Annotated in this window: 9 protein-coding genes and 1 other annotated feature; of the genes, 8 read left to right on the top strand and 1 reads right to left on the bottom strand. The window is 37.1% G+C overall.

Going from position 1 to position 12,391, the window contains the following annotated elements:
* Positions 1–79: 79 nt before the first annotated feature.
* Positions 80–298, top strand: a binding site (T-box leader).
* Positions 299–414: 116 nt separating this feature from the next.
* The 3 genes from asnS to HMPREF0631_RS09515 all read left to right on the top strand — a co-directional run bounded on the left by asnS (position 415) and on the right by HMPREF0631_RS09515 (position 5,058).
* Entirely contained in the window at positions 415–1,815 is a 1,401-nt protein-coding gene (gene asnS / locus HMPREF0631_RS09525) for an asparagine--tRNA ligase (RefSeq protein ID WP_002844740.1), read from the top strand.
* 124 nt (positions 1,816–1,939) lie between these two features.
* Positions 1,940–2,842, top strand: a complete 903-nt coding sequence (locus tag HMPREF0631_RS09520; protein ID WP_002844682.1) for an alpha/beta hydrolase — start codon at positions 1,940–1,942, stop codon at positions 2,840–2,842.
* A gap of 17 nt (positions 2,843–2,859) precedes the next feature.
* Positions 2,860–5,058 carry an AMP-binding protein gene (locus tag HMPREF0631_RS09515; protein WP_002844741.1) on the top strand — a complete coding sequence of 733 codons (2,199 nt, stop codon included), beginning with the start codon at positions 2,860–2,862 and terminating at the stop codon, positions 5,056–5,058.
* Between the two features lie 158 nt (positions 5,059–5,216).
* Here HMPREF0631_RS09515 and HMPREF0631_RS09510 read toward each other — a convergent pair whose 3' ends face one another.
* Complete coding sequence (locus tag HMPREF0631_RS09510; RefSeq protein WP_002844686.1) at positions 5,217–6,299, bottom strand: PTS transporter subunit IIC; 1,083 nt, start codon at positions 6,297–6,299, stop codon at positions 5,217–5,219.
* Between the two features lie 157 nt (positions 6,300–6,456).
* On the opposite strand from HMPREF0631_RS09510, the gene HMPREF0631_RS09505 reads away from it, so the two are divergent.
* From HMPREF0631_RS09505 to HMPREF0631_RS09485, 5 genes are read left to right on the top strand one after another with little or no spacing between them, the layout of a single operon-like run.
* Complete coding sequence (locus HMPREF0631_RS09505) at positions 6,457–8,082, top strand: M3 family oligoendopeptidase (protein WP_002844673.1); 1,626 nt, start codon at positions 6,457–6,459, stop codon at positions 8,080–8,082.
* Between the two features lie 24 nt (positions 8,083–8,106).
* Positions 8,107–8,958: a uroporphyrinogen decarboxylase family protein gene (locus HMPREF0631_RS09500; protein ID WP_002844744.1), complete on the top strand. Its 852-nt coding sequence runs from the start codon at positions 8,107–8,109 to the stop codon at positions 8,956–8,958.
* A 46-nt stretch (positions 8,959–9,004) separates the two neighbouring features.
* On the top strand, positions 9,005–9,664 hold the full coding sequence (locus tag HMPREF0631_RS09495) for a corrinoid protein (protein ID WP_002844747.1): 660 nt from the start codon (positions 9,005–9,007) through the stop codon (positions 9,662–9,664).
* 4 nt (positions 9,665–9,668) lie between these two features.
* Complete coding sequence (locus tag HMPREF0631_RS09490; RefSeq protein ID WP_002844733.1) at positions 9,669–11,303, top strand: ASKHA domain-containing protein; 1,635 nt, start codon at positions 9,669–9,671, stop codon at positions 11,301–11,303.
* 9 nt (positions 11,304–11,312) lie between these two features.
* Positions 11,313–12,377 carry a methylcobamide--CoM methyltransferase gene (locus tag HMPREF0631_RS09485; RefSeq protein ID WP_002844671.1) on the top strand — a complete coding sequence of 355 codons (1,065 nt, stop codon included), beginning with the start codon at positions 11,313–11,315 and terminating at the stop codon, positions 12,375–12,377.
* The last annotated feature ends 14 nt before the right edge of the window (positions 12,378–12,391 follow it).

The raw sequence follows: 12,391 nt of genomic DNA, 5'->3' as shown, positions 1-12,391 counted from the left end.
AGCTATAAATATAAAACATAATTTTAATATTGACAAATAGTCATCAAATTGGTATACTCAACATATTGAGTTAAAATTATATATGACTGTGAAGAGAAGAGTAGCAAGGAGTTCCTTATCTAGCGAGCTGGTGGTGGTGTAAGTCCAGTATAATACTTTTTGTGAAGAACATCTCTGAGTCCCTGACCAAAAGTTAGCGAGTAGGCTCAGGCGGATAGGTTCCGATATAGACCTACTAAGTGACTAGCATAGCTAGTAATTAGGGTGGTACCGCGATTATACACACATCGTCCCTTTGAGGGATGGTGTGTTTTTTATTTGACTGATTTCAAGTGTATTTGAGTCAGAACAAATAGGGATTACAAATTAATCTTGATAAATGGAATTATGAAAACAATTAATGAGGAGGCACTTATGCAGAAAGATTTTTTGGAAGTAAAGTCACTTTATAGAAAGAGTGAAGAATATGTAGGTAAGAAGGTATGTGTAGCAGGATGGATTAGGACTGCTAGAATATCTAAGAGTTTTGGATTTATTGAATTAAACGATGGATCATTCTTCAAAAATATACAGATAGTAGTTGATGAAAACAAGCTAGATAACTTTAAGGAAATATCTAAGCTAGCTATATCTTCAGCCATCTTAGTTGAAGGTGAACTTGTCAAGGTTGACAATGCCAAGAACCCTATAGAAATTCATGCTACTAAGCTTATTGTTGAGGGAGACTCAGATTCTTCATACCCACTACAGAAGAAAAAGCATACATTTGAGTACCTTAGAACAATAGCCCACCTAAGACCTAGGTCTAATACATTCTCAGCAGTATTTAGGGTTAGATCAGTAGTTGCATTTGCCCTGCACAAGTTCTTCAATGAAAGAAACTTTGTATATGCTCATACACCACTTATAACTGGTTCTGACACAGAGGGTGCTGGAGAAATGTTCCAGGTTACAACACTAGACATGGCAAACCCACCACTTACAGAAGATGGTAAGATAGATTACAGCCAGGACTTCTTCGGCAAGCCAACCAACCTAACAGTATCTGGTCAGCTAAATGGAGAAATAATGGCATTGGCATTTAGAAATATATACACATTTGGACCAACTTTCAGGGCTGAAAACTCATACACAGGCCGTCACGCATCTGAATTCTGGATGGTAGAACCTGAAATAGTATTTGCAGACCTAGAAGACCTTATGGAACTTGCAGAGGACATGATCAAGTTCGTAATCAACTATGTTCTTGAAAACTGCCCAGAAGAAATGGCATTCTTCAATAGCTTTATAGACAAGGGATTGTTTGAAAGACTAGACAAGATAGTATCTTCAGACTTTGTAAGAATAACTTACACAGAAGCAGTTGATATACTACTAAAGTCAGGCCACAAGTTTGAATACCCAGTTGAATGGGGTTGTGACCTACAGACAGAACATGAGAGATATATCACAGAGGAAGTATACAATGCTCCAGTGTTCGTAACAGACTATCCTAAGGACATTAAGGCATTCTATATGAGAATGAACGATGATGGCAAGACTGTAAGAGCCATGGACTTACTTGTTCCAGGTGTAGGAGAAATCATAGGCGGATCACAGAGAGAAGAAAGATATGACGTACTTATGGACAAGATAAGAGAAATGGGACTAAATGAGGAAGAGTACTGGTGGTATCTAGAACTTAGAAAGTTCGGTACAGCTACACACTCAGGCTTTGGTCTAGGATTTGAGAGAATAATCATGTACCTAACAGGTATGTCAAATATAAGAGACGTAATACCGTTCCCAAGAACTCCAAAGAACGCAGAATTCTAAATATGACAATAATGTAAATAAATAAGGGGGTTGCTAGTAGCTTTTAAGCCAAAAGTAACCCTTTCTTTGTATAATATACTAGGATAATATTGTATAATAGTATATATGTTAGGGGGGACGTGGTTTGAAAGAATTTAAGGATTCAAAAATAAGAGCAAAGAAAAAATCAAGCAAGTCTAACAAGGATATTTTTGACAGTTTGAGTATAACAAGAGAGCTAGAGAAATCACTTACGATACATGAAGAATTAGAAAAAGAAAAAATTAGGGTTAGAAACATCCAAAAAAGAAAGCTACAAAAAAACATCTTAAAGGGGGTATTTATAGCCTTTATTATAGTGTGTGTCAGCTATCTATTTTGGTTGCAAAAGACCTTTAAGGTAAATGATAGGGCTATGCAGGCCATGATTCAAACACCGGGAATAAGCGTTGTAAAGCAGAACAATGGAAGTATTGACTTTGTTCCGCAAAATGCTGTAAAAGACACAGGAATAGTTATATATCCTAGTGAAAAAGTGGAGCCTGTATCCTATGCTAATATGGCTAGATTGTTGGCTCAAAAGGGCTATAAAGTAAGCATACTAAAGCTTAGACTCAACCAACCAGACCTGTCTTTTGGAAAGGGTAAGGACCTTATGGAGTCCAAGCCAGATATTAAGAAATGGTTTATACTAGCACACGCAAGTGGGGCCAGTATAGCCTACAAGGATGCCTTAAAAAATAAGAATATTAAAGGCTTTGTGTTTATGGGTGCAGTACCTGAGGGTGACGACTTGAACCTAGTAAATATGCCGGTATTGTCTATATGGGGTACAAATGACGGACTTCTTGATTTTACTAGAATTAAGGAAGCCAAGAAAAACCTACCGAGCAAGTCTAAATACTATGCTATAGAGGGTGGAAATAGCACAAATTTTGCCGATATAGAGTTGGTATCAGGAGATGAAGAAGCTATTATTAGTCCTGAAAAACAGCAAGCTAGGTCTGTCAACAAGATAGCAGAATTTATTGATCTAAACAAAAACTAAGTAGAGGAGGTGTAGTTTTGCCAGATAACAAACATTATGAAAAGGCTAAAACATATTGGAATAATCTGTTAAGGGACTATACTAGTATGGCTAGGTTCCCTAATGACTATTTCAAGGATGATACGGGCAAATTTAGTATGATACAAAAAGAGATAAAGAAGGCTACTTATTCGAGCCTTTTGAGTTTTTGTGATTCTAATAAGCTGAGTCTAGACTCTGTTTTAGATACTGTATTTGCCATAGTTCTTCAAAGATTTTCATGTGAAGATGACATCGTGTTTGCCAAAAATAAGATACACCTTCCTATAAGAGTCAATCCATCTAGTAGGGACATGAGGTTTACAGACCTTGCAAGAGATATTATGAGACAGACAAGTGATTCCATGGAATACTACTACTATATGATATCTTCAGAAGGCCACCTAAATAGTTTAAATGATAAATTGATAAATACTGCCTTTTATTTTGATGTGTTTGCAGATAGGTGTTCAAGCACGATAAAAGAGAAAGACCTTGATTTATATATGAAGGTCAGTCTTACAAAGGGAATGTCTATAAAGCTTATGTACAAGCCATCTTATTATGACAAGGTGACTGCTAGGAGTATAATATACCTATTTAAGCACATTATAAATCAAATAATAGCCAAGCCAAAAATTAGGTTGAGGGACATAAAGAATATAAAGGATGTCCACAAGGATATATATATAGGTTCTCAAAGGGACAATAAATTTTCATTTGATAGAAACTTAAGTTATATAGACCTATTCAGAGACCAGGTAAGGAGAACTCCTGATAAAATTGCAGTATCAGACGAGTTTTCATCTATGACTTATAAAGAAGTAGACGAGCTCACTGACAAGGTGGCAGGATATTTCAATCATATAGGTATAGGAGTTGGCTCTACGGTTGCTGTATTACAAGTAAGGACAAAGAATGTTGTACTAGCTGCTATATCCATACTAAAATCTGGAGCCATATTTTTCCCTATAGACAGGACCAATCCTGATGAAAGAGTGGGCTACCTACTTGAAGATGGCGAGGTTGACCTAGTCCTTACTTGTAGGGAGTTGGGCCCTAGGGTCAAGGAGAAACATTCCAAGTACAAGTACCTTAACCTAGACCATTGGGATAGGATTGAAAAGCAATATGAGATAAGTCAAAAATCAGGACCAAAGGATATAGCATATAGGATATCTACGTCTGGAACCACAGGAAGACCAAAGTGCATAAGTATCAGGCAGGAGAGTCTGATGAATATGTGCCACTTTGCAATAGACTATATAGGGGCTAATGAAAATGACGTCTGTGGTATATACCTTAGTTTTAGCTTTGACGCTATAGTTAAACAGATATTCCCATATCTTTTGATTGGTGCATCAGTTGATGTCTTGCCGGAAGAGTCTAGAAAAAATGAATATACAGTAGAAGACTACTGTAAGAAAAAGGGTGTTACTATACTGGCACTCCCTGCTATACTCGGCAAGTTATTCGTAAATAACTGTCCATGTGATGGCTTGAAGGTCCTACAGGTTGGTGGTGACAAATTTAAGGGATATACAAATAGGAACTACAAGATATACAACGAGTACGGACCAGCTGAATTTACAGTATTATGTAGTCAGTTCTATGTTGACAAGTACTATGAGCTAGTGCCTGTAGGTAGACCTATATACAATACAGAGGCCTATATCTTAGACAAGAATAGCAACCTATGTGCTGTAGGTATGCCCGGAGAATTATGTCTATCAGGTATCCAGATATCTGAAGGATATTCTAATAGGCCAGAGCTGAACGAAGGGTCTTTTGTATGTAACCCATTTGCCCATGATGATGATACTAGGCTGATGTATAGGACAGGAGACCTTGCAAAGATAATTGATGAATCTGGCAATATAGCTGTACTGGGTAGGATGGACTCACAGATAAAGATAAATGGTATAAGAATAGAGTTGTTTGAAATAGAAAATATGATCAATATGCTAGCTGAAGTAAAAAATGCCGTTGTTGTTGCCAAAGAAGACCAAAACGGTGACAAATACCTAGATGCATATATTGTTGCCTATGACAAATCTTTTGATGGATCAAGGGTTCTTGATTTTCTAAAACAGAACCTACCACCTCATATGATTCCTAGGCATATACTATCATTAGAGTCAATGCCCGTAACTCCAATAGGTAAGGTTGACAAGAAGGCCCTGCCACCGATTTACTAATAGCAATCAATAAGAATATATAATACAAACAATAAACTAGAGGTCGAGCATACTATTGATGCCCGACCTCTGTTTGTTGGAATTAGTTCGAGGTTATACCTCAAACATTTGCAAAAAATAGGAGCAAACCCCTACCAAGTAACTATGAATTTATGATTCTATAGGCTTAATTTATAGTCTTCTGGTGAGACTATTTTCTTTGATACCATGAATTTAAATACTGCTAGTGAAATAATTGCAGGTAGCACGAAATGCATAGCAAGTATCTCCATTGGTAAAATAGCACCAGATACATTAGGTGCCATAGACTGCCATGCCATCAGAGGACCTACCAGTCCAGCTGTGCCCATACCAGCACCTGCAGGGTTATTTGTCATTTTAAGTACTACCGATGATATGGGTCCCAATATAGCACTAGAGACTATAGGTGGTATCCATATTACAGGTTTTTTGAGTATATTAGGAACTTGTAACATTGATGTTCCAAGACCATTAGCTAAGGCGCCATTCAGACCATTCACATGGTAGGTGATAACTGCAAAGCCTATCATCTGTGAGCAACAACCTACTGCAGAAGCACCCGCTGATATTCCTGATAGACCAAGTATAATAGAAATTGCTGCTGAACTTATAGGTAGTGTCAGTAGCATGCCCATCACTACTGAGATTACAAGCCCCATAGTGAAAGGTGCAAGATTCGTCGCCATCTGTATAAAGCTACCGATTGATTTCATAGCATAAAGTAGGCGAGGTCCTAATAGGACAGCAATTAACGAACCTGTTATTATTGTTACGAGTGGCGTTACTATTATATCTATTTTAGTTTTGCCTGATACTAGTCTTCCAACTTCTGCTGCTATAACTACAGCTATAAATGCGCCAAGGGGGTCTCCAGATCCCTTGATAATTAGTTGGCCAAATGAGTTTATTATTTTTCCATTTGCAAATACGGCCCCAAAAGCACCTATAAAACCAACGACACCTGATGAAAGTGTAACTAGCTTTGGAGATTCAAGTGATGTAGCAATACCTATACCGATTACTGGCCCAGTAAGAGCCATAGCGACTGGTGATATTGATACCAAAAAGCTACCCAATGACCCCGGTATAGCCTGACCGATTTGATTTATAATCAGTCCTATGATTAGGGTTGAAAATAATCCTAAGGCCATGCCGTTCATTGCTACTATAAAGTAACGGTGAAAAAGTCTGTAGGCAAGAGAATTTTTTTTGTTTTTCATTTTAACCTCCAGTTATTGTATATAGACAATATATACATATATATCATGACAACAATATTGTACAGTATTTTATAAGTAAATTCAAGTAGTTTAGTAAAAATTGATTTTTGTATATCTATGATATATAATTTAAATATAGATGAAAGTGAGGAATATAATGGATTTTAATCAAATAAAGTATGAAAGAATAAATTATAATGAATATAAAGAGATTTATAGGGATATCCTGTCAAAAATGGATAGGGCTGAGTCGTTTGATAAGTATCTAGACTTGTTAAATAAAATTAATAATATGAGAAACAGGTTGGAAACTATGAAGACACTTGCCCAAATAAAGTTTAGCATAGATACAACAGATGATTTTTATTCTGCAGAAAATGACTACTGGGATGAGTTAGGTCCAATGTTTTCTGATTTAGATATGGACCTATACAAAAATATACTGGATTCTTCCTATGTTGACCAACTAGAGACCAAGTATGGAAGGCAGTATATAGACCTTATAAGATGTAGTGTTAAGTCTTTTTCTAAGGATATAATTGGACTCTTACAGGAAGAGAACAAGTTGATGTCAGAGTACACTCAATTACTTGCATCTGCTTCAATAGATTTTGAAGGTAAAAAGAGAAACCTATCTGATATGTCTATATTTATGTCTGACAATGACAGGGATATAAGAAAGTCTGCTATCAGGGCCCATACCAAGTTCTTTGAAGACAATGAAGACAAATTTGATAGTATTTTTGACAGTCTAGTTAAGTTGAGGGATTCTATGGCAAAGAAGCTGGGCTACAAAAACTTTGTTGAGTTGGGTTACTACAGGATGTCTAGGACCGTTTATAATTCTGATATGGTGGCCAAGTTACGCCAAAATGTAAAGAATAAATACCTGCCTATTATTGAAGACTTAAATAAGGAAGAAGCCAAAAGAATAGGCCTAGATAAAATCACCTACTATGATGAAAAGCTGGAGTTTTTGGATGGAAATGCCAAGCTTGTGGGAGATGGAGAATATATAATCGAAAAGGGTAAGGATATGTACAAGAATATGTCTGGTGAAACAGAAGAATTCTATAAGTTCTTGATAGACAATAACTTATTTGATGTTGCAGCAAGAGAAAATAAGGCCATGGGTGGATATTGTACTATACTTCCTGACTATAGGGAGCCCTTTATATTTGGGAACTTCAATGGAACGGTTGACGATATAGATGTCTTGACCCATGAGGCTGGTCATGCCTTCCAGATGTATATGTCTAGGGATATACCTGTTCCAGAGTTAGTATTTCCAACCCTGGATTCTTGTGAAATCCACTCTATGTCGATGGAGTTTTTAACATACCCATGGATGGAGATGTTCTTTGGAGATGACACAGAAAAATACAAGAAGTACCACCATGATTCAGCCATCAAGTTTCTGCCATATGGTTGCCTAGTGGATCATTTTCAGCATTTAGTATATGAAAATCCTAATATGAGTGTTGATGAGAGAAAGTCTGCTTGGAGAGAGCTTGAAAGAGACTACCTGCCAGGTAGGGACTATGAAGATTTGGACCTACTTAATAGGGGTGGTTATTGGTTTAGGCAGGGGCATATATACAAGGACCCATTTTATTATATAGACTATGTATTGGCCCAGTTGTGTGCCTTGGACTTCTATGAACTGATGAATAAAGACTATAAAAAAGCGTGGGAAAAGTACCTGAGCATTTGCAGCATAGGTGGAAAGTATTCATTCATTGATATGGTGAATATAGCAGGTATCAGCAACCCATTTAATTAGAATATTACCACTAGGAGGTGGCCTATGCCAGATAAGATTGACTACCTATTTTGTCCTAACAAACAAACCCCAAGCCTATACGAATCGGACACCTTGAAGAATACAAACAAGGACCCTTATTTCGATGTTGAAACTATTAGTAGACTTGCCCTAGAAATTAAAGAAGTTAAGAAGGATAAGTTTTGTCAGCTACCCTTTTGCCATACTCTGGAGGCTGAATCATTTGGGGCTAGGATAGAATCGGACAGCTACGGGATTAGGATTAATAGCCCTGTCCTATCAAAAGTTGAAGACTTGATAGATAATATATCAAGTCCCATGGAATCTCCTAGGATAACTAGGGTAAAGGACTCTATTTCCATCTTGAAAAATGATGACCTACAAGTCATATATGAGTTGTCAGGTCCCTTTACAATATTGAATGGCCTGCTTGATTCTACGACAGTATACAAGGGCTTGGTCAAAAAAAAGCAGGTTATGGCTATAGTCTTGGACCTCCTAAAAGATCATCTTATAAATTTTTCTAGAGACCTCATAGACTTGGGAGTCGATATAATAAGTATAAGTGACTCACCGGTGGATATATCTATAGTGGGGCCTGAAAAGGTCAAATACATATATGATAATTTTACTAGGGAGTTTTTTATGGAGCTTCTTAAGATTGCTGATGGCAAGTGTTTGATATATATGTGCCCTAAAATGGCACGCTCTTTAGAAGAAGTCGGTCTTATAGACCTAAAAAGGGTAAATTCTCTTATGAATGACTATCTAAGTCTAAAGCCAGCACCGAGGTATATTGTGACAGGTGCCTGTATTTCTAGAAGAAATACTGATATAGGAACAAGAAATTTGATGCAAGTAGAGAGCTTAAAATAGGATGACTGAATAATAAAATCTATGTTTTGCAATATAAGGAGATATTATGTCAGAAGAGAGAAAAAAAGAACTAATAGATAAGTTGGCTTCATATGTTGTAGATATGGAGGATGAAACCATAGCAGACCTAGCCCAGACTTACCTCGATGAAGGATATGATGCCAATGATGGTATAATGGACGGATTGGTAAGGGGTATGAATGAAGCTGGAAAACTCTATGATGAGGAAGAATACTATATAGCCGAGTTGCTCCTTTGCTCTGATGCAATGTATGAAGGTATAGGAGTATTAAAAAAAGGTCTTGAAGATGAATTAGACAGCCGAGATAGGATAAAGGCAGTTATAGGGGTAATAGAGGGTGATACCCATGATATAGGAAAAAACTTAGTTAAGATAATGCTGGAGACTGCTGGTTTTGAAATGATAGACCTAGGAAAGGATGTCAAGGTTGATAGATTTATAGATACAGTAGTTAATGAGGATGTCAAACTCGTATGTATGTCGTCTCTTATGACTACAACAATGTATCTTATGAAGGATGTTATAGACAGGTTAAAAGAGATGGGTATTAGGGACAAGGTCAAAGTCATGGTAGGCGGTGGTCCTGTAACACAGAAGTTTGCAAATGAAATAGGGGCTGATGGATATTCAGATTCTGCTACAGAGGCTGTAAAGGTCGCTTGTAGCCTCTTTGATAGGAAGTGATATAGTGGATGACAAGTTAAAAGTAAAAATAGAAACATCAGACAAACAAATACTTATTGAATCTAAAAAGGGGCAAAATCTGCTTGAAATTCTGAGGGCAAATCACATAGATATTGAAGCCCCCTGTAACGGTAACGGAACTTGTTCAAAGTGTAGGGTATATGTAAGGACAAATGAAGACCGTAATAAATCTGTACTTGCTTGTCAGACTAGGGTTGAGGAAGATATGGAGCTTATCCTTAATTGTGACTCAAGTAAAGTATTATATAGGGGCTTGGGGTCTAGCAATAACAAGGTATTGTCGGATAATCTTTCCATAGCCCTTGATATAGGTACTACAGGCATAGAGATGGTCTTGGTCGATAGCAAGTCTGGAGAAGAAATATTGAAAATTTCTGAAACGAACCCACAAAAAAACTATGGTTTAGATGTCCTGAGTCGTATTTCTTATTGTAAAGAAAATCCTAAAGGACTTAAAAACCTGAATAGGCTTATCGTGTCAAAAATAAATGAAATGGTGGGTGCATTTGGGGAGGACATTTGTTCTAGGATTAGTCTTATTGTGGTAGCAGCAAACTGTACAATGAGTCATATTCTTATGTGTGAATCTGTAGATGGTCTTGGAAGGTACCCATTTACACCTGAATTTAAGGATACTGTTTTAACAAAGGCTACTAGCTTGGGTATTGATAATTTGAAGAATGCAGACCTGGTATTGATGCCGCAGGTGTCTGCCTATGTTGGTGGAGACATTGTATCAGGACTCTATAGTATAGGACCTATAGACGTAAGAAAGAGGTATCTATTTATAGATATAGGTACAAATGGTGAAATAGCCCTAATAGACAAGGGTAATATAGTCACTTGCTCTTGTGCAGCAGGTCCAGCCCTGGAAGGCATGAATATATCCAACGGCATGAGGGCAGAGGATGGAGCTATTGAAGATGTAGTAGTAGATAAGAAAAACAAGTCTGATTCCAATATAGAGATTAAGTCCATAGGATCCCAAGAGATAAGGGGAATATGCGGAAGTGGAATTTTGGCCCTTGTAAGGGAGTTAGTGAGAAATGGCTATGTAAACAAGAGGGGGAAGTTGGCTAAAAAAGAAGAACTAGAAGAAGATGACCCGCTTATAGACCATTTTGAAAGTGTTGGTTCTGAAAAGAGGTTTTACCTAGATAAGGACAAGGACATCTATATCAATCAAGCAGATATAAGGGCTGTACAGTTAGCCAAGGGTGCTATATATTCATCGCTTATGATGATACTGAAAAGACAGGGTTTAGGTGTCGAGGACATTGATCAGCTATTGATAGCAGGTCAGTTTGGCTACCACCTACCTAAGGAATCTCTAGTTGGACTGGGTATAATAGACAAGGAATATGAAGATAAAATAACCTATTTAGGCAATTCATCAAAAAACGGGGCTCTTAAGTTTATTAGGGTCTACTATGATAAAAATAAGGATACTGGTAAGGCTTCTACTAAATATAGAAAAAATATTCTAGATAAGGCTTCGAGTGATAAGTTAATAGACATGATAGATGAATTAGATAGACTTGCTTCTTCTATAGATTATTTTGAACTTGCCAACGAAGAGCGTTTTGATAGGGCTTTTGCCAAGGCGATGACTTTTTAGGAGGAAAATATGGACTTAATTATAAACAAAAAAGACAAGATGACACCCATAGAGAGGTCGTATGCAATATCAAATGGTCTAGAATATGATAGGTTGCCTATGGATCCATTTTTGGGTGAGATAAAGGCTAGGTATATAGGTAAAAATACAAGAGAGTACTGGTTAAATGAGGACAACTTAGTAAACGCAGATATAGCCGCCTTCAACAAGTTTGGCTATGACGGTATGGGTGTAGGACCCAATGCCTATGGAATAGCAGAGGCAATAGGTATTGAGGCCAATTATCCTGAAAATGGACTGATAACAGTTAAAAAACTAGCTATAGACAACTTAGATGATGTCAATAATATGGATATAATAAAGCTTAGTTCAGGTAACCTTATGACCTACTATAATGCTACGAGCAGGCTAAGGGAAATAGGTGATGGCATATGCCCTGTTGGAGCATCCCTGTCAGGCCCTCTTACCCTGGCTGGATTTTGCTATGGAACTGACAGGCTCTTAAAGGCCATGATCAAGTATCCTGACAAGGTAGATAGGCTATTAGAATATATTGTAGAGTGCGTAAAGCTTGTAATAGATGAGTTTTCTAAGATTGGAATATCATTTTCTATGGCAGACCCTATAGCATCGACTACTATGATTAGTCCTAAGATGTATAAGAGGTTTGTCTATGGTCCAACCCAAGAAATATGCAACTATTTGATGAAGGTCAACAATTCTAAGCCATCCTACCATGTGTGTGGCAACACAAAGAAGATATGGACATATATAAAGGATATTAACTTTTCCATGTTTAGTATAGACAATGAAATGAACATACATGAGGCTTGTGAGTATTTCTCAGACTACCTACCTATAGCAGGTAATGTCGACCCGGTAAAGATAATATCAAAGGGTGACAAGAAAATGATTGAAGACGCTGTTATAGACTCAATAATGGCCGGAAAAAAATGTAAAAAAGGATTTATACTTACTCCAGGATGTAATTTACCACTTTATACAAGTGACGAAAATATTGAAATATTTATGGATGCTGGTAGGAAGTACTCTAAATTGATTTTGCAAGACTAAAAATCACAACAAAA

Source organism: Peptostreptococcus anaerobius 653-L (assembly GCF_000178095.1).
Lineage (GTDB): Bacteria > Bacillota > Clostridia > Peptostreptococcales > Peptostreptococcaceae > Peptostreptococcus > Peptostreptococcus anaerobius.
Note: the sequence above shows the minus strand (reverse complement) of the source record. Positions and strands in the feature narration are given on the sequence as shown.